The following is a 16,488-nucleotide window of genomic DNA, read 5'->3' as shown; positions in this document are numbered from 1 at the left end:
TACGGTAAGGCGACGTTGACGTGGTTTGAAGAGATTTTCGAAGAGTATCAGTTTGTAAAAATTGGAGATAAAAAATATAGAGTACGCAGTGTTCCTATGATTCATTCAACTCCGCCTCAATCTGTCTTAGATCGAGATACTTTTACAATTGACTATACAGATGATGAATTGCTCGATAAAGAAGCAGTTTTTACTACTCATTAGAAAATAGGTATGAATAAATTGGCTTCCCTTAGAACCACATCTAGGGGCTTTTATGTATAATAGAATAATAAGTATCACTCCTTTACAATACGTGTAACACGTGTTATAATGGTGTTGTCAGGAGGTAAAAGCGCTATGCCTATGACACAAAAAGAGATGGTTAAACTCCTTACGGTCCATGGTTGGATAAAGACTAGAGGCGGTAAAGGTTCCCATATTAAAATGGAAAAGCAAGGGGAAAGACCTATCACAATCCCTCATGGTGAGCTGAATAAGTACACTGAAAGAGGGATAAGAAAGCAAGCTGGGTTGTAAAATTCAGTCCCTGCTTTTTGATATGGAGGTAGTGAAATGTTAGTTACGTATCCAGCTTTATTTTATTATGACGACACAGACGGAACAGAAGCGACTTATTTTGTCCATTTCCCAGATTTTGAATACTCAGCTACACAAGGAGAGGGGATTTCTGAGGCTTTGGCTATGGGGTCGGAGTGGCTAGGGATAACTGTTGCAGATTTGATAGAGAGTGATGGAGAGTTACCTCAGCCATCAGATATCAATAGCTTGTCTTTAATTGATAATGATCCTTTTAAAGATGATGAAGATTTCGTGTCAACCTATGACCTTGATAAATCTTTTATTTCTATGGTATCTGTTGATGTATCAGAATACCTAGGAAGTCAGGAACCCATTAAAAAGACTTTGACCATACCAAAATGGGCAGATAAGTTGGGACGAGAAATGGGACTTAACTTTTCTCAGACTTTGACAGACGCTATTGCAGATAAGAAAGTTCAAGCCTAAGATTAAGCGTGGTATCGTGGTAATAGTCAATAAAAAAGCACGTCCACTTGTGCTAGTTACTCGCCTATTGATTTTATAGATTTATTAGCCCTTTCGCGGGCTTTTTATATTGATTTTTATGAGAAATGAAGAAATCAGACTTTTAAGAAAATCACTGATACCAAGGGTTTAAATGAGGTAATATGGTATAATTAGGACATAAAATAATTTTGTGGTAAGATGGTAGTATCTATTTTAGCATATTTCCGAGCAATCGGGGCGATTAAAGAGTCGCATAGAAAGAGGACAAAATGGCAACATACGGATTTTTAGATGTTTTAGAGGAAGAGTTGGACAAGAACTTTCCCTTTGACTTTGAGATTAGCTGGGACAAACGCAACCATGCGGTAGAAGTGAGTTTTCTATTGGAAGCGCAAAATGCTGCAGGTGTGGAGATGGTGGATGAAGACGGAGAGGTTTCATCAGATGACATTCTTTTTGAGGAAGCGGTCCTTTTCTACAATCCTGCCAAGTCAACAGTCAATGAGGAAGACTATTTGACTGTTATTCCTTACCTGCCTAAAAAAGGATTTTCCCGTGAATTTTTAGCTTATTTTGCTCTATTCCTTAAAGATACTGCCGAGGTTGGACTAGATGCCCTTATGGACTTTTTGGAAGACCCAGAAGCAGAGGAATTTGTTATGGAATGGAATCAAGAAGTCTTTGAAGAAGGAAAAGTTGGCTTGGAAGAGGGAGAATTTTATCCTTATCCAAGATACTAGGAGTTGGTTGGAGGTGTTATGAAGAAAATTGGGACTTATTTGGTTTATGTGCTAGCTGTTGTCTTTATTATGCTAGCTTTTGCTTGTGGAACAATCGCATTTGCAGAGTTGGGGTATTCCGCAGTTTTAGCCTTTACTTTTGGTTATGCCTTCGCTCTTCTAAGCATGTATTTAATCTTTATTCTTCATGAACTGGGTCATGCTTTTTGTGGCTACTTGACAGGCTATCGGCTGGTGGCTTTTGGATTAGGACATTTTATTTTGACCAAAAAGTCAGGCAGGTTTCATCTTAGTAGAACAGCCATTCTGAAAAATGTTGGTGCTCAATACATTGGTTTAAAAGAGGATGAAAGCGATCAAAGAATCATCCTGATGCTTTCAGGAGGCTTGATGGTTCATCTCGGCTTGATATTATTGGCGATAGTGTTTGGATTTTTGACAAGAAGCTGGTATTTTGCAGGGACTTGGATTTTTCTTAATTTATCTTTCTTCCTAAATAACATTTTGCCAGTCGACATCACCGATGGAGCAAAAATTTGGGAATTACTACAACACCCTGAAAATACCAAATACGCCTACCTGGTATTGAGACATTCTGCTCAAACTTTGCTTGCTCCTCAAGAATATGATTTGAAAGACTTTGTTCAAGCAGTTCCTGAGGATGCACGAGGGAGTTTTGCGGATGGTGTATTAGGTATGCAAGGTGAAGTTTCCATTTTGGAAGGGAAGGAAGAAGTAGCTAAACAGCAGTTTCAAGCATTACTTGAGAGGACAACTACTCCGATGATGCAGACAGTTGCCCAACTATCCCTGCTTCATATCGCCTTGTTGGAAGGAGATTTTGAGCAAGCGGAGCAATATGCTAGTATTCGACAGGTCAAATCGTTTCTGTCTCTCAAACTGTCCAATCTTCAAGTGATACAAGCCTGGTATCAATTAAAGGTGAAGAAAGATGTAGATCGAACTCGTAAGGCTCTCAAGATTGCTAGACAGAAAATGGATAGTAGTCGAATGTTGAGGGACGAGAAACGCTATTATGAAAACTTGTTAGCAGAGCTGGAAAAGGAAATGTTAGAAGGAACTGAAGATGGAACTAGAAATTTCTGATTTCCAAGGTTGCAAGATTGCCCTCTTTTGTGGGGATAAGCTACTGACGATTTTGCGTGATGACAAGGACGATATCCCTTGTCCCAACATGTGGGAGTTGCCAGGTGGTGGCCGTGAAGGGGACGAAAGCCCTTTTGAATGCGCTCGGCGTGAAGTTTATGAGGAACTGGGAATTCATTTAGATGAAGACTGTCTGCTTTGGAGCAAGATTTATCCTAGCGTAATTTTTAAAGGCAAGAAATCGGTCTTTATGGTTGGTCAGCTAAGACAAGAACAATTTGACAATATCATCTTCGGAGATGAAGGACAGGGCTATCAGCTGATGAATGTTGAGGAATTTCTTAGTTCCAGTCAAGTTGTGCCTCAGTTGCAAGAGAGATTAAAAGATTATTTAAAAGTAAGTGATTAGAAAGGATGGTTCAGTTACATTTCTAAACTGAACCCGCCCTAAACACTGTGCCAAAAAGATAAACTTCTCTTAGACACAAACGTCTTCAGAGAGTTTCCTATTTTGGCTTTGTGTTTTACGGGCTTGGTATCTTAATAATGGAAACATGGCAAGAGTTAAAAGTTACAGTGAAGCGTGAGGGAGAGGAGTTGGTTTCCAATCTCTTGATTGAGCTGGGAGCGCAAGGGGTAGCAATTGAAGACAGCATGGACTATGTGGGAAATGTGGACCGATTCGGTGAAATTTTCCCAGAGGTGGAGCAACAGGAAGAAATCGTAGTGACCGCCTACTACCCTGAAACGGTTGATGTAGCAGCAGTTGAAGCGGATTTGCAGGCTCGTCTGGCAGAATTGACCGACTTTATGGACCTAGGAGAAGTCAAGATGGGCACGACTGCCTTGGCTGAGGAAGACTGGGCTGACAACTGGAAGAAGTATTATGAACCGGCACGCATCACTCATGACCTGACCATCGTACCGTCATGGACGGACTATGAGGCAACAGCAGGAGAAAAGATTATCAAGCTGGATCCTGGTATGGCCTTTGGGACAGGGACCCACCCAACAACCAAGATGAGCCTCTTTGCCTTGGAACAGGTTCTTCGTGGTGGCGAAACAGTGCTAGATGTAGGGACTGGTTCAGGGGTTCTTTCTATTGCAAGCTCACTCCTAGGTGCCAAGGAGATTTTCGCCTATGACTTGGATGATGTGGCGGTTCGTGTCGCTCAGGAAAATATTGAGCTCAACACTGGTATGGAAAATATCCATGTAGCAGCAGGAGACTTGCTTAAGGGAGTTGAGATTGAAGCAGATGTCATCGTGGCTAATATCTTGGCGGATATTCTCATTCATCTGACGGAGGATGCTTATCGCTTGGTAAAGGATGAAGGCTACCTGATCATGAGTGGCATTATCAAGGACAAGTGGGACATGGTGCGCGAGTCGGCTGAGTCAGCTGGATTTTTCCTTGAAACCCACATGGTTCAAGGGGAATGGAATGCCTGTGTCTTTAAGAAAACCAAGGATATTTCAGGTGTGATTGGAGGCTAGCATGCAGCAGTATTTTGTCAAGGGGAGTGCAGTCTCTCCTGTCACCATCGAGGACAAGGAAACCAGCAAGCATATGTTTCAGGTTATGCGCCTGAAAGAAGATGATGAAGTGACCTTGGTCTTTGATGATGGCATAAAACGTTTGGCGTGCGTGCTGGATGTGGAAGCCCGTCAGTTTGAGTTGGTCCAAGAATTAGCTGACAATGTGGAATTACCAATCCAAGTGACCATCGCATCTGGATTTCCCAAGGGAGACAAGCTGGAGTTCATCGCTCAAAAAGTAACCGAACTGGGTGCTAGCCAAATCTGGGCCTTTCCTGCCGACTGGTCAGTTACCAAGTGGGATGGCAAGAAATTGGATAAAAAGGTTGAAAAATTAGAAAAAATTGCCCTTGGAGCAGCAGAACAAAGCAAGCGTAATGTTGTTCCAAGTATCAAGCTTTTCGAGAAAAAAGCCGATTTTCTAGCTCAGTTGGACCAGTTTGACTCTATCATAGTAGCTTATGAAGAGTCTGCTAAAGACGGTGAAGCCACTGCTCTCTTGCAAGCAGTCTCTGGTCTTGAAAAAGGAGCCAAATTGCTCTTTATATTTGGACCAGAAGGCGGTCTGTCACCTGCAGAAATTGAGAGTTTCGAAGCTAAGGGAGCAGTATTGGCAGGACTTGGCCCTCGTATCTTGCGAGCAGAAACAGCACCGCTTTACGCCTTATCAGCCCTTAGTGTTTTATTAGAATTAGAGAAATAAGAGGAAGAAAATGGAACAAAAACACCGTTCAGAATTTCCAGAGAAGGAACTTTGGGATTTAACAGCCCTATATCAAGACCGTGAGGATTTCTTGCGTGCGATCGAGAAGGCTCGTGAAGACATCAACCAATTTAGTCGTGATTACAAGGGAAATCTTCATACTTTTGAGGATTTTGAAAAGGCCTTTGCGGAATTGGAACAAATCTACATTCAGATGAGCCATATTGGCAACTATGGCTTTATGCCGCAGACGACAGACTATAGCAATGAGGATTTTGCTAATATCGCCCAAGCTGGGATGGAATTTGAAACAGACGCCAGCGTAGCCTTGACCTTCTTTGACGATGCCTTGGTGGAAGCTGATGAGGAAGTCTTGGACCGTTTGGGTAAATTGCCTCATTTGACGGCGGCCATTCGTCAGGCCAAAATCAAAAAAGCCCACTATCTAGGGGCTGATGTGGAGAAGGCCTTGACCAATCTCGGTGAAGTTTTCTACAGTCCGCAGGATATTTATACTAAGATGCGTGCTGGGGATTTTGAAATGGCTGACTTTGAAGCCCATGGCAAGACCTACAAAAACAGCTTTGTGACCTATGAAAATTTCTACCAAAATCATGAGGATGCTGAGGTTCGTGAGAAATCCTTCCGTTCCTTCTCAGAGGGACTTCGTAAGCACCAAAATACGGCCGCTGCAGCCTATCTAGCCCAAGTCAAGTCTGAAAAACTACTAGCAGATATGAAGGGTTACGACTCAGTCTTTGATTATCTCCTGGCTGAGCAAGAAGTGAACCGTGCTATGTTTGATCGTCAGATTGACCTCATCATGAAGGATTTTGCGCCCGTTGCTCAGAGATACCTCAAGCATGTTGCCAAGGTGAATGGCCTTGAAAAGATGACCTTTGCAGACTGGAAATTGGACTTGGATAGCGCCCTCAATCCTCAAGTGACTATTGACGACGCCTATGATTTGGTCATGAAGTCGGTAGAACCTTTGGGGCAGGAATATTGTCAGGAAGTTGCTCGCTATCAAGAAGAGCGCTGGGTGGACTTTGCTGCTAACAGTGGCAAGGATTCCGGCGGTTATGCGGCGGATTCATATCGCGTGCACCCTTATGTCCTCATGAGCTGGACAGGCCGTTTGAGCGATGTCTATACCTTGATTCATGAAATCGGGCATTCTGGTCAATTCATCTTTTCAGACAATCATCAGAGTTACTTCAATGCTCACATGTCGACTTACTATGTTGAAGCGCCGTCAACTTTCAATGAATTGCTTCTCAGTGATTACTTGGAGCATCAGTCTGACGACCCTCGTCAAAAACGCTTCGCTCTGGCTCACCGCTTGACAGACACCTACTTCCATAACTTTATCACTCACCTTTTGGAAGCAGCATTCCAGCGTAAAGTGTATACATTGATTGAAGAAGGGGAGACCTTTGGAGCAAGTAAGCTCAACAGCATTATGAAGGAAGTTTTGACCGATTTCTGGGGAGATGCCATTGAAATCGACGATGATGCAGCTTTGACTTGGATGCGCCAAGCTCACTACTACATGGGCTTGTATAGTTATACTTACTCAGCAGGACTAGTTATCTCGACAGCTGGTTACCTTCATCTTAAAAACTCTGAAACCGGAGCTGAAGACTGGCTCAATCTCCTCAAATCAGGTGGTAGCAAGACACCGCTTGAGTCAGCCATGATTATCGGAGCCGATATTTCAACAGACAAACCACTTCGTGATACCATCCAATTCTTGTCTGATACGGTTAATCAGATTATCGCCTACAGTGCCCAGTTGGGAGAGTAAGGGGAATAGAGAGGTTGTTATAGAATTGGTATGGACAGTTATTTGCTTAAAAATCCATGTTTAAATCCCCCACTCCTTTTCGAGGAATTCTTTGCCCTGCTCTGTAATGGTAAGTGAACGTGGCGTTTGTGCAGGGATGACCAATTGTTTTTCACTGAAAAATTCTAAAAGAGCATTGCCGAGAGCTCCGCCGACATGATTTTTACGTTCGCTCCAATCCAAACATTTAGGGCAAAATTTCCGTTTTTTCTTTTTCAATTCATCCGTATCAATGTGTAATTTTCTTTGGAAATAAGACTTCCCAGCTTCAGTGAGTTGGAAGTCTTTTTCTGATTCGCTGAGGAGATTTTCTTGCAAGAGATAATTGGTAATGGAAATGCCAAGCTCACCAGCAATATGGTCATAGCAGGTGCGAGCGACCTTTAATTCCTTTTTGTGAATGTGTTGTTTATAACTTTTGACATCACGCTGAGGAGAGTAGAAGCTGAGAAATTCCAGCATTTCTGCAATGGCAGCACTTTTTAAGGAATAATAATGAAAACGTCCATAGGTTTGTAGAGTGGTTACCTGTGCTTCGGTAAGTAATTTGAGGTGATAGCTGACAGTATGTTGCTTGATTTTGGTAAAGCTGGCAATTTCGTTAACCGTGTGAGCTTTTCCATCCATTAGAATATCTAAAATGTGCATCCGAGAAGGGTCTGATAAGAGTTTTGTGATGATGAAAATATCTGGTTCCATAAAAATTTTCTCCGAATTTCATATATCGATGATTTTCTATCTTTTATTATACTATAATTAAAGCACAAGATAAATAGATTTTTAAAATGTTTTACTAGAGAATATTTTAAATTTTATTGTCTGAGTTTAAATGGAGGTGAAATTACAAAAGTAATTGCAGCAGTATCCACAGTTGAAGGACGTTAATCTTAAGATTACATTCTCAACATTTTTTCAAAAGTGAATGGATTTTTCCATTCCTTTTGTCTATTTTAGGAGGAAATAGAATTGAATTTACCTAAAATTAAAGATATTCATAGTGTCCTATTTTTAAAGGATAAAATTAGATTAGGTATAGGAAAAGATTATGGTATTGAGATTGAGAATCTGGATGAGAAGTATACTCAGCTCATTAAGCTCCTCAATGGAAAACACACAATCAATGAAATTTGTAGTTTAGTTGATAACTTGTCTTCTAATGATGTAGAAGAAAGTATTTCTTTACTAGATACACTAGGGTATTTGGAGGATAATTTTGTTACTACAACTGAATTAACTTCAGAAGAATTGGACAGATATTCCGTAAATCTTAACTTTTTTAATACTTTAGATACATTATCTTTAACAAAATATGATTATCAGTTAAAATTAAAAAAGACGCGTATTTTGCTCTTAGGTATTGGTGGTATAGGAAGTAATATCTGTCTAGCATTGGCTGAATTAGGTATAGGGCATATTACAGCAGTTGATTTTGATACGGTCGAAGCTAGTAATCTCAATAGACAAATTTTGTATTCGACATCTGATATTGGAAAAAGAAAAGTAGAGGCTGCAAAAGAGTCGCTTAGAAAGTTTAATCCTTTAATTGAATTTGAGGTACTTGATAAAGAGATAGGTTCAAAAGAGGATGTTGATGAGTTAATAAAAACTTCAAAATGTGATATCGTAGTAAATGTTGCAGATTATCCAACAGGCTATATTGATTTTTGGGTCAATGAAGCTTGTGTTCAATACAATAAATTATGTCTGTCTGCTGTGGTGGGTAAGAAAAATGGGAAAGTATATTCAATTATTCCGTATAAAGCAGCGTGCTATTACTGTCAGTTTTTAGAGGATTTGGAAAAAATTCCTGAGTATGCTGAGGAGTTGGAGACTGTTCGTACGATGACAAATTCATTGGAACTAGAGATGTTCAGAACTCCGAATGGTGCTTTAGGTCCTGCTTGTCTATTTCAAGGGTATTTTATTTCGTTTGAAATTTTAAGATATATTTTTTGGGGATACGAAGCATTGCTAACATTTAATAAAAGATTCTCAATTGACTTTATAACATTAGAACAACATTTTGATGAATTAACAAAGTATCCAACATGCTCTATTTGTGGGGGAAAGAAAGAGTGAAGAAGTTAAGTGTTAAAAATCTAAAAAAGCAATATGGTTCTTATGAAGCTGTCAAGGGAATTAGCTTTGAATTGGGAGAAGGAGAGTGTTTGGGTATCTTGGGAATCAACGGTGCTGGCAAAACATCCACTTTAAAGATGATTTACTCACTGACCTCAATTTCCTCAGGAGAGATTGATATCTTGGGGCAAAATATTGAAACCAATCGTCGTAAGAGTAAATCTTGTCTGGGTATTGTAGGGCAGGAGGATATGCTGGACATGACCTTGAATGTTTATGATAATCTTTTTGCTCACGGTCTATGTTATGGTATCTCATCTGTCGAATTTAGGAAGAGAATCGATTCTCTCTTGGATTTTGTTCAACTGAGCAAACATGCGCAAAAGATGGTGAATCAGCTGTCGGGTGGGATGCGACGACGTCTTGTCTTGGCAAGAGCTCTCATCAATCGGCCTGATATTATCATTTTAGATGAACCGACAGTTGGTTTAGACATTCAATCCCGCAATATTATTTGGGATAAACTTTTGGAGTTGAAGGAATTAGGTGTTTCTATCATTATTACTTCCCACTATATGAATGAGATTGAATATTTGACAGATAGGGTGCTGATGCTCCACCAAGGGACTATCAAAGAAGAAGGAACTGTAGAAGACTTGCTCATCAAGTATGATGCTGACAACCTTGAGACGCTTTTTTTGGGGTTGACTGGGACAGAGAAGGAGGACTTGCATGTTTAAGTTATCATTTCAGTCCATCGGACACGTTGTGGTACGCAACTACATGAGTTTTAGAAATTTATTTAAAATTTCAATTGTCCCCAACCTTATCGACCCCCTCTTTTATCTTTTAGCAATGGGATTTGGAGTTGGTGCCTATTTGACGCATGTTAACGGTATGCTCTACCGTGATTTTGTCATTACAGGTTTAATTGCTGCGACTGCCATGTCTGCGGCCACCGCAGAAACAACGGTCAATGCCTTTATCCAGTATAAGATTGAAAAGACTTATGATGCTATGTTGATGACGCCAATCAATACGAGTGATATTGTGGTGGGTCAGGCTATCTGGGCAGGTATTCGTGCAGTGATTTTCGGTGGGATTTTTTGGCTGATTTCCATGCTTATCACAGCGCATTTTCATGTCTTGATGTTATTGATTCCTCTGATTTTATTTATAGTGGGTTATTTGTTTGGTGTTTTAGGACTAATCTTTACCTACTTGGCACCGTCTAGGGAATTTCTGAATTACTACAATGTTTTGGTAATCCGTCCTCTTTATATGTTTTCAGATACCTTCTTTCCCATTACTTCCTTGCCCCCAATACTTGGTGATTTGACTTGGTTTTCTCCCTTGTATCACGCTACCCGCATGATTCGTATTATATGGGGAGGTGAGGTGACAGGTTTGTATCTTCATCTTATCTGGTTGATAGCCTTGGCGCTCTTGATAACGGTGCTTCCTATGTATATGTTACATCGTAGATATTATAGATAGTCTAATTATTTGTGATGTTGTAGTCATATTCTAATTTATACTAAACGTTATTCGAATTTGGACAGGTATGGGAACTGTGCCTATCAATATTGTAATTTATGGAAGTTGAAATAGTACGGTTCAGTTTTTAAAATATTGTTAGAAATTATAGTGAAATGAAATAAGAACAGGATAAATCGATCAGGACAGTCAAATCGATTTCTAAGAATGTTTTAGAAGTAGAGGTGTACTATTCTAGTTTCAATCTACTATGTTTTAAATTCCCTAATCAATTTGTATAGTCTTTATTTCATTGCCAAATTTCAAGTTCTCCATCAAGAAGTCTTCTCTGGGGGACTTGTAGTTCAAGTGTTTTTTAGGATAGTTATTAATCCAATTTTCGATGAATGCGACTTCTTTGGGAGTCGTTTTCTTAGTTCCTTTAGGTAACCATCTCCGAATGAGCCTATTGTGATTCTCATTAGTTCCCCTTTCCCAAGAGACATAGGGGGGTGCATAATAGATATGCTCCTTAGCACTGCTTTGAGGTTGTNNACCATACCTACGGCAAGGTGAAGCTGATGTAGTTTGAAGAGATTTTCGAAGAGTATTAATTGGTTAGAAGGATTCGTCTGTAAGATAAAGTTAGACGGAAAATGAGATAAAATCAAAAAGGATAGCCTCTCTGTGATGAGATGTTATCCTTTTTGATTTTAAAACTATTGCAAGTTAACCTTGTTTCTCAAAATATAGTAGGTTCCGAGATAAAAGATAGCTATGAATATGAGTTCTTTAACAATGCCTATGCTTGCTCCCATATAGAAATTATCATTAAATCCTGCAAGTGAATTGACATAGAAGTTAGTACTGGTATTGAAGAAGACTTCAATAAAGCCAATGACGATTTGGATCCCAATGTAGGCTGCAACAGCGAGTGCTGTACGGTATTCATTGAAAAGCTGTCCAATGGAAATAGCCAAGTAGATGCAGAGGATTCCAGAAACGGTATTTAGTAGGAAGGATAACCCCACAAGAGAGAGTTGAGGAAGGTATGTTCCTACAAGTGGGAACAAGTCATAATGTGACATCCATTCTGGAACCGTTATAGTCACAATAAGAAAAGCACTTAGAGCCAGTACAACCGAGCTAAGTATAGACCAGATAAAGGCTCCGACTAATTTAGCAGTGATGATATAGTGCTCAGAAACTGGCAAGGTCAAAGTCAGATAGCCTTGTCGGTCATAGACACTACCTTTGAAGCGTTTGATAATCAAGAAAATGGTTGAAATCCCCAGTGTAATCATCAAGCCACCAAAGACAGTAGCTAGAAAAATGAGTAGGACAGGTTGGTTTTCTTTGACAGGCAGATTGTTATAGGTCTGTGCTTGTATCCCGATAAGGGCAGAAAGGACTAGCACAGCACCATAAAGGGCTAAATACCACTTGTTAACATTTTTAAATTCGTAGCGAACTAAATTCCAAAACATAAATAATCTCCTTTGCTTAGGCCTTAAATTCCTGACGGAAGAGCTGGTCAATGGATTCACCAGACTCATAGCGAATGTCATCTACATTGCCTTGACGGACGACTTTTCCGTCTTTGAGGAAGACAATTTCATCCAAGATTGGCTCGATATCAGAAATCAAGTGGGTAGAAATCAAAACGGTAGAAGTTGGGGAGTAGTTGTTGATAATGGTATTGAGGATATACTCACGGGCTGCTGGATCCACCCCACCAATGGGTTCGTCCAGAACGTAAAGACGAGCATCACGGCTCATAACCAAAATCAGTTGTACCTTTTCCTTGTTTCCTTTTGATAGTTTCTTGAGACGACTATTTTCATCAATGCCGAGGTCTGCAAGTAGATGATGGGCGCGTTCAAGATTGAAATCTTTATAGAAGGTCTTGAAGTAGGTTAGGGCTTCTTTGACCTTCATTTGCTCATTGAGATAGGTCGTATCAGGCAAATAAGCTACAACGGCCTTGGTTGCTGGGCTTGGGTCCATGTCGTTGATGAGGACACGTCCTTGATCTGGTTGTAAGAGGCCATTAATTAGTTTAATCAGGGTTGTTTTTCCTGAGCCGTTTGGCCCAAGAAGGCCGACAATTTTTCCAGCTGGAATGTCAAGAGAAACATTTTCAAGGGCTGGTGTTGCTCCATATGATTTGGATACATTTTCAAATGCTAGTAATGACATAGGCTTAAACTCCTTTAATATAATCACTGACTACGCCTGGTAGTTCTTCTTTTTCATAGCCAAAATGGGTCATGGAGGAAACGAAGTGTTCCAATTCTTCTTCTGATAATTGTTTGCGTGACTGGGCGATTAGCTCCTTATCCTTAGTCACAAATCGTCCAGTTGTTCGCTTGCTGTAGACAAATCCTTCTCGTTCAAGGTCTGATAAGGCTCTTTGGATGGTATTGGGATTGACACCAGCCTCACTAGCTAGCTCCCTCACGGTTGGAAGTTGTTGATTGGGTTCCAGTGTATGGGAAACAATCTGAAGCTTGATTTTCTCCATAATCTGTAAATAGATGGGTTTTTTGTTGTCAAATGTCCAGGACATCTTAGTCTCCTTTCTCTTACCCTTTTGTCTTAATTAAATAATACAACAAAACAAAAAACTTGTCAAGCAAAAAGAAGAATTGTTTTGGGAATCGTTTAAAAAATGGTATAATGAAAAGAAAACGATAAGGAGGGAAAGGATGCGTTGTCCAAAATGTGGGGCTACCAAGTCAAGTGTTATCGATAGTCGCCAAGCAGAAGAAGGGAACACCATTCGTAGAAGACGTGAGTGCGACGAATGCCAACACCGTTTTACAACCTACGAACGGGTAGAAGAAAGAACCTTAGTGGTTGTTAAAAAAGATGGCACACGGGAACAATTCTCCAGAGATAAAATCTTTAATGGGATTATCCGCTCAGCCCAGAAACGTCCTGTGTCAAGTGATGAAATCAACATGGTAGTCAATCGTATCGAACAGAAACTCCGTGGTCGAAATGAAAATGAAATTCAAAGTGAGGACATTGGGTCACTCGTCATGGAGGAGTTGGCTGAATTGGACGAGATTACCTATGTACGTTTTGCTAGTGTCTATCGTAGTTTTAAGGATGTCAGTGAGTTAGAGAGTCTGCTCCAACAAATCACCCAGTCCTCTAAAAAGAAAAAGGAAAGATAAATGAAGCCAATTGACCGTTTTTCTTATCTAAAGAATAATCGGGTGTCGCAAGATACCTCATCTCTGGTACAGTGCTACCTCCCGATTATCGGTCAGGAGGCACTGAGCCTTTATCTTTATACAATCAGTTTTTGGGATAATGGCAGAAAGGAATATCTCTTTTCAAGTATTCTCAACCATCTCAACTTTGGGATGGACAGATTTTTAAAATCCTTGAAAATCTTATCGGCTTTTAATCTCTTAACCCTCTATCAAAAGGGGGATGTTTATCAGCTAGCCCTCCATGCTCCTCTTTCAAGTCAAGATTTCTTGGAGCATCCTGTGTATCGCAGACTTTTGGAGAAGAAGATTGGTGATGCCGCTGTGGAGGATTTGAAAGATGAAAGTGCTGAGGGTGAAGAAATACCTGTCTCACTCAATCAAGTCTTTCCAGACTTAGCAGAACTGGGAAGTCAAGAAGACCTTAGTCTCAAGAAGAAAGTGGCCAACGATTTTGACTTGGATCATTTTCGTCAGCTTATGGCTCGAGATGGGCTTCGCTTTGCGGATGAGCAGTCCGATGTCTTAAACCTCTTTGCCATTGCCGAGGAGAAGAAATGGACTTGGTTTGAAACTTATCAATTGGCTAAGTCAACAGCTGTTTCCCAAGTCATTTCAACCAAACGCATGCGGGAAAAAATCGCTCAAAAACCTGTTTCCTCTGACTTTAGTCCTAAGGAAACAACCATTATCAAAGAGGCCAAAAGTAAAACTGCCCTGCAGTTCTTGGCAGAAATCAAGCAAACACGCAAGGGAACCATCACCCAAACAGAAAGAGAACTCTTGCAACAGATGGCTGGTTTGGGCTTGCTGGACGAAATCATCAATATCATTCTCTTATTGACCTTTAATAAGGTGGATTCGGCAAACATCAATGAGAAATATGCCATGAAGGTGGCTAATGATTATGCCTATCAAAAGATTCATTCGGCAGAAGAGGCAGTCTTGCGAATCCGTGAGCGTGGGCAGAAGAATCAGGCTCAAAAAAGCAGTACCCCTAGTCCTGCCAAGTCCAATGTACCCAAGTGGAGCAATCCAGATTATAAAAATGAAACCAGCGAGGAAACTCGTCTGGAACTAGAACGTAAGAAACAAGAACTATTAGCTCGATTAGAAAAAGGAGGAGATTAGATGGAAAGTGTCGGAGACGTACTCAAGCGTCAACCTAGCCGTTTTCATTATCAAGATTTGGTCCAGAAAATCATGAAGGACCCTGATGTTGCGGCCTTTATCCAGCAAGAATCCTTGACCCCAGAGGAATTGAATCGCAGTATCTCCAAGTTTAATCAGTACATCACCGAGCGCGACAAGTTTCTCCGTGGTGATACGGATTATATTGCCAAAGGCTACAAGCCGATTTTGGTTATGAATCATGGCTATGCGGATGTTTCTTATGAAGAAACTCCTGAGCTAATCGCGGCTGAAAAAGAAGCGGCTATTAAGAACCGTCTCAAGCTAATCAATCTACCAGCCAGTCTCAAGAAAGCTAGTTTGGCTCAAGTTGACTTGGATGATTTGGGGCGCTTACCAGTTTTTGAAAAGCTACTAGCCTTCGTGGAGCAATATCCAGCTATTCGAAAAGGTCTTTACTTATATGGAGACTTTGGTGTGGGTAAAAGTTTCATGGTGGCGGCCTTAGCTCATGATTTATCAGAAAAACGTGGTGTTTCATCAACTCTCCTCCACTATCCTAGCTTTGTCATTGATGTCAAAAATGCTATCAGTGATGGCAATGTTAAGACCTTGGTGGATGAGATTAAGCTGTCTGAGGTCCTGATTTTAGATGATATTGGCGCCGAGCAATCAACCGTTTGGGTGCGTGACGAAATCCTGCAGGTCATTCTCCAATATAGGATGCAGGAAAATTTACCGACCTTTTTCACATCCAACTTCAACTTTGAAGATTTGGAGAAGCATTTTGCGAAAGTGAAACATGGAAATGACGAAACCTGGGAAGCCAGACGGGTCATGGAACGCATCCGTTATTTGGCTGAGGAGACTCGTTTAGAAGGAGTAAACCGTCGATGACAGAAACCATTAAATTGATGAAGGCTCATACTTCAGTGCGCAGGTTTAAAGAGCAAGAAATTCCCCAAGTAGACTTAAATGAGATTTTGACAGCAGCCCAGATGGCATCATCTTGGAAGAATTTCCAATCCTACTCTGTGATTGTGGTACGAAGTCAAGAAAAGAAAGATGCTCTGTATGAATTGGTACCTCAAGAAGCTATTCGCCAGTCTGCTGTTTTCCTTCTCTTTGTCGGAGACTTGAACCGAGCAGAAAAGGGAGCCCAGCTTCATACCGATTCATTCCAACCCCAAGGTGTAGAAGGTCTCTTGATTAGTTCAGTCGATGCGGCTCTTGCTGGTCAAAATGCCCTGCTGGCAGCTGAAAGCTTGGGCTATGGTGGTGTCATTATTGGCTTGGTGCGTTACAAATCAGAAGAAGTGGCAGAGCTCTTTAACCTGCCTGACTACACCTATCCTGTTTTTGGGATGGCACTGGGTGTGCCAAATCAAGAACATGAAGTTAAACCTCGCTTGCCATTGAATCAAGTGGTGTTTGAGGAAGAATATCAGGAACAAACAGTTGATGTGATTGAGGCTTATGACCGTGTACAGGCTGACTATGCTGGGGCGCGTGCGACCACAAGCTGGAGTCAGCGCCTAGCAGAACAGTTTGGTCAAGCTGAACCAAGCTCAACTAGAAAAAATCTTGAACAGAAGAAATTATTGTAGAAAGTGAGAA

General features: G+C 40.8%; 20 protein-coding genes and 1 pseudogene. 16 read left to right on the top strand and 5 right to left on the bottom strand.

Going from position 1 to position 16,488, the window contains the following annotated elements; translation table 11 throughout:
• From HT699_RS01585 to pepF, 9 genes are all read left to right on the top strand, one after another.
• Positions 1-204, top strand: a 204-nt coding sequence (locus tag HT699_RS01585) for a hypothetical protein (protein ID WP_172934043.1), incomplete at its 5' end; no start/stop codon positions are given.
• 135 nt (positions 205-339) lie between these two features.
• On the top strand, positions 340-519 hold the full coding sequence (locus HT699_RS01580) for a type II toxin-antitoxin system HicA family toxin (RefSeq protein ID WP_054387996.1): 180 nt from the start codon (positions 340-342) through the stop codon (positions 517-519).
• A 36-nt stretch (positions 520-555) separates the two neighbouring features.
• The gene (locus HT699_RS01575) at positions 556-1,008 is read left to right on the top strand and encodes a type II toxin-antitoxin system HicB family antitoxin (protein WP_000961810.1); all 453 of its coding nucleotides are present in this window, start codon (positions 556-558) and stop codon (positions 1,006-1,008) included.
• A gap of 290 nt (positions 1,009-1,298) precedes the next feature.
• Positions 1,299-1,769: a DUF3013 family protein gene (locus HT699_RS01570; protein ID WP_023935667.1), complete on the top strand. Its 471-nt coding sequence runs from the start codon at positions 1,299-1,301 to the stop codon at positions 1,767-1,769.
• An 18-nt stretch (positions 1,770-1,787) separates the two neighbouring features.
• Positions 1,788-2,876, top strand: coding sequence for a site-2 protease family protein (locus HT699_RS01565; RefSeq protein WP_000719722.1), 1,089 nt, complete (start codon positions 1,788-1,790; stop codon positions 2,874-2,876).
• A complete protein-coding gene (locus tag HT699_RS01560) occupies positions 2,857-3,285 on the top strand; it encodes an NUDIX hydrolase (RefSeq protein WP_000418168.1) in 429 nt (142 codons plus the stop codon). Before HT699_RS01565 ends, HT699_RS01560 begins: the two co-directional genes overlap by 20 nt.
• Before the next feature lie 137 nt (positions 3,286-3,422).
• Positions 3,423-4,373, top strand: coding sequence for a 50S ribosomal protein L11 methyltransferase (gene prmA / locus HT699_RS01555; RefSeq protein WP_000451162.1), 951 nt, complete (start codon positions 3,423-3,425; stop codon positions 4,371-4,373).
• 1 nt (position 4,374) lies between these two features.
• Entirely contained in the window at positions 4,375-5,118 is a 744-nt protein-coding gene (locus HT699_RS01550; RefSeq protein WP_138699915.1) for a 16S rRNA (uracil(1498)-N(3))-methyltransferase, read from the top strand.
• 10 nt (positions 5,119-5,128) lie between these two features.
• Positions 5,129-6,925 (top strand): oligoendopeptidase F, encoded by a 1,797-nt coding sequence (gene pepF / locus HT699_RS01545; protein ID WP_138701971.1) that lies wholly within the window; start codon positions 5,129-5,131, stop codon positions 6,923-6,925.
• A 60-nt stretch (positions 6,926-6,985) separates the two neighbouring features.
• Here pepF and HT699_RS01540 read toward each other — a convergent pair whose 3' ends face one another.
• Entirely contained in the window at positions 6,986-7,663 is a 678-nt protein-coding gene (locus HT699_RS01540; protein ID WP_000433071.1) for a metalloregulator ArsR/SmtB family transcription factor, read from the bottom strand.
• Between the two features lie 267 nt (positions 7,664-7,930).
• On the opposite strand from HT699_RS01540, the gene HT699_RS01535 reads away from it, so the two are divergent.
• The 3 genes from HT699_RS01535 to HT699_RS01525 are packed head-to-tail and all read left to right on the top strand — an operon-like array spanning position 7,931 to position 10,540.
• Positions 7,931-9,043, top strand: a complete 1,113-nt coding sequence (locus HT699_RS01535; protein WP_138700621.1) for a ThiF family adenylyltransferase — start codon at positions 7,931-7,933, stop codon at positions 9,041-9,043.
• Positions 9,013-9,783 carry an ABC transporter ATP-binding protein gene (locus tag HT699_RS01530; RefSeq protein WP_172934045.1) on the top strand — a complete coding sequence of 257 codons (771 nt, stop codon included), beginning with the start codon at positions 9,013-9,015 and terminating at the stop codon, positions 9,781-9,783. Before HT699_RS01535 ends, HT699_RS01530 begins: the two co-directional genes overlap by 31 nt.
• Complete coding sequence (locus HT699_RS01525; protein WP_000475592.1) at positions 9,776-10,540, top strand: ABC transporter permease; 765 nt, start codon at positions 9,776-9,778, stop codon at positions 10,538-10,540. Before HT699_RS01530 ends, HT699_RS01525 begins: the two co-directional genes overlap by 8 nt.
• A gap of 264 nt (positions 10,541-10,804) precedes the next feature.
• Here HT699_RS01525 and HT699_RS01520 read toward each other — a convergent pair.
• From HT699_RS01520 to HT699_RS01505, 4 genes and pseudogenes are all read right to left on the bottom strand, one after another.
• Positions 10,805-11,053, bottom strand: a pseudogene (locus HT699_RS01520) (hypothetical protein); the annotation flags it as partial.
• A 185-nt stretch (positions 11,054-11,238) separates the two neighbouring features.
• Entirely contained in the window at positions 11,239-12,006 is a 768-nt protein-coding gene (locus HT699_RS01515) for a membrane protein (RefSeq protein ID WP_023935671.1), read from the bottom strand.
• A 16-nt stretch (positions 12,007-12,022) separates the two neighbouring features.
• Positions 12,023-12,718 (bottom strand): ABC transporter ATP-binding protein, encoded by a 696-nt coding sequence (locus HT699_RS01510; RefSeq protein ID WP_054388000.1) that lies wholly within the window; start codon positions 12,716-12,718, stop codon positions 12,023-12,025.
• 4 nt (positions 12,719-12,722) lie between these two features.
• Positions 12,723-13,088 carry a GntR family transcriptional regulator gene (locus tag HT699_RS01505; RefSeq protein ID WP_000119153.1) on the bottom strand — a complete coding sequence of 122 codons (366 nt, stop codon included), beginning with the start codon at positions 13,086-13,088 and terminating at the stop codon, positions 12,723-12,725.
• Between the two features lie 139 nt (positions 13,089-13,227).
• Between HT699_RS01505 and nrdR the strand changes: the two genes are divergently transcribed.
• Genes nrdR through HT699_RS01485 form a run of 4 tightly spaced genes read left to right on the top strand, consistent with a single transcriptional unit; the run spans position 13,228 to position 16,478 of the window.
• On the top strand, positions 13,228-13,701 hold the full coding sequence (gene nrdR / locus HT699_RS01500; protein WP_001203672.1) for a transcriptional regulator NrdR: 474 nt from the start codon (positions 13,228-13,230) through the stop codon (positions 13,699-13,701).
• Entirely contained in the window at positions 13,702-14,871 is a 1,170-nt protein-coding gene (locus HT699_RS01495) for a replication initiation and membrane attachment family protein (protein ID WP_023935674.1), read from the top strand.
• Positions 14,872-15,768: a primosomal protein DnaI gene (gene dnaI, locus HT699_RS01490; protein WP_023935675.1), complete on the top strand. Its 897-nt coding sequence runs from the start codon at positions 14,872-14,874 to the stop codon at positions 15,766-15,768.
• The gene (locus tag HT699_RS01485; protein ID WP_023935676.1) at positions 15,765-16,478 is read left to right on the top strand and encodes an NADPH-dependent oxidoreductase; all 714 of its coding nucleotides are present in this window, start codon (positions 15,765-15,767) and stop codon (positions 16,476-16,478) included. Before dnaI ends, HT699_RS01485 begins: the two co-directional genes overlap by 4 nt.
• The last annotated feature ends 10 nt before the right edge of the window (positions 16,479-16,488 follow it).

Origin of the sequence: Streptococcus sp. 1055, assembly GCF_013276815.1 — a bacterium.
GTDB lineage: Bacteria > Bacillota > Bacilli > Lactobacillales > Streptococcaceae > Streptococcus > Streptococcus pseudopneumoniae.
Note: the sequence above shows the minus strand (reverse complement) of the source record. Positions and strands in the feature narration are given on the sequence as shown.

Bases quoted from the DNA above. Each gene is read 5' to 3' on its own strand.
- dnaI (WP_023935675.1), top strand. From the start codon at position 14,872: ATGGAAAGTGTCGGAGACGTACTCAAGCGTCAACCTAGCCGTTTTCAT.
- HT699_RS01530 (WP_172934045.1), top strand. From the start codon at position 9,013: ATGCTCTATTTGTGGGGGAAAGAAAGAGTGAAGAAGTTAAGTGTTAAA.
- HT699_RS01515 (WP_023935671.1), bottom strand. From the start codon at position 12,006: ATGTTTTGGAATTTAGTTCGCTACGAATTTAAAAATGTTAACAAGTGG.
- HT699_RS01485 (WP_023935676.1), top strand. From the start codon at position 15,765: ATGACAGAAACCATTAAATTGATGAAGGCTCATACTTCAGTGCGCAGG.
- HT699_RS01575 (WP_000961810.1), top strand. From the start codon at position 556: ATGTTAGTTACGTATCCAGCTTTATTTTATTATGACGACACAGACGGA.
- HT699_RS01565 (WP_000719722.1), top strand. From the start codon at position 1,788: ATGAAGAAAATTGGGACTTATTTGGTTTATGTGCTAGCTGTTGTCTTT.
- pepF (WP_138701971.1), top strand. From the start codon at position 5,129: ATGGAACAAAAACACCGTTCAGAATTTCCAGAGAAGGAACTTTGGGAT.
- HT699_RS01580 (WP_054387996.1), top strand. From the start codon at position 340: ATGCCTATGACACAAAAAGAGATGGTTAAACTCCTTACGGTCCATGGT.
- HT699_RS01505 (WP_000119153.1), bottom strand. From the start codon at position 13,088: ATGTCCTGGACATTTGACAACAAAAAACCCATCTATTTACAGATTATG.
- HT699_RS01540 (WP_000433071.1), bottom strand. From the start codon at position 7,663: ATGGAACCAGATATTTTCATCATCACAAAACTCTTATCAGACCCTTCT.
- prmA (WP_000451162.1), top strand. From the start codon at position 3,423: ATGGAAACATGGCAAGAGTTAAAAGTTACAGTGAAGCGTGAGGGAGAG.
- HT699_RS01570 (WP_023935667.1), top strand. From the start codon at position 1,299: ATGGCAACATACGGATTTTTAGATGTTTTAGAGGAAGAGTTGGACAAG.
- nrdR (WP_001203672.1), top strand. From the start codon at position 13,228: ATGCGTTGTCCAAAATGTGGGGCTACCAAGTCAAGTGTTATCGATAGT.
- HT699_RS01560 (WP_000418168.1), top strand. From the start codon at position 2,857: ATGGAACTAGAAATTTCTGATTTCCAAGGTTGCAAGATTGCCCTCTTT.
- HT699_RS01550 (WP_138699915.1), top strand. From the start codon at position 4,375: ATGCAGCAGTATTTTGTCAAGGGGAGTGCAGTCTCTCCTGTCACCATC.
- HT699_RS01525 (WP_000475592.1), top strand. From the start codon at position 9,776: ATGTTTAAGTTATCATTTCAGTCCATCGGACACGTTGTGGTACGCAAC.
- HT699_RS01510 (WP_054388000.1), bottom strand. From the start codon at position 12,718: ATGTCATTACTAGCATTTGAAAATGTATCCAAATCATATGGAGCAACA.
- HT699_RS01495 (WP_023935674.1), top strand. From the start codon at position 13,702: ATGAAGCCAATTGACCGTTTTTCTTATCTAAAGAATAATCGGGTGTCG.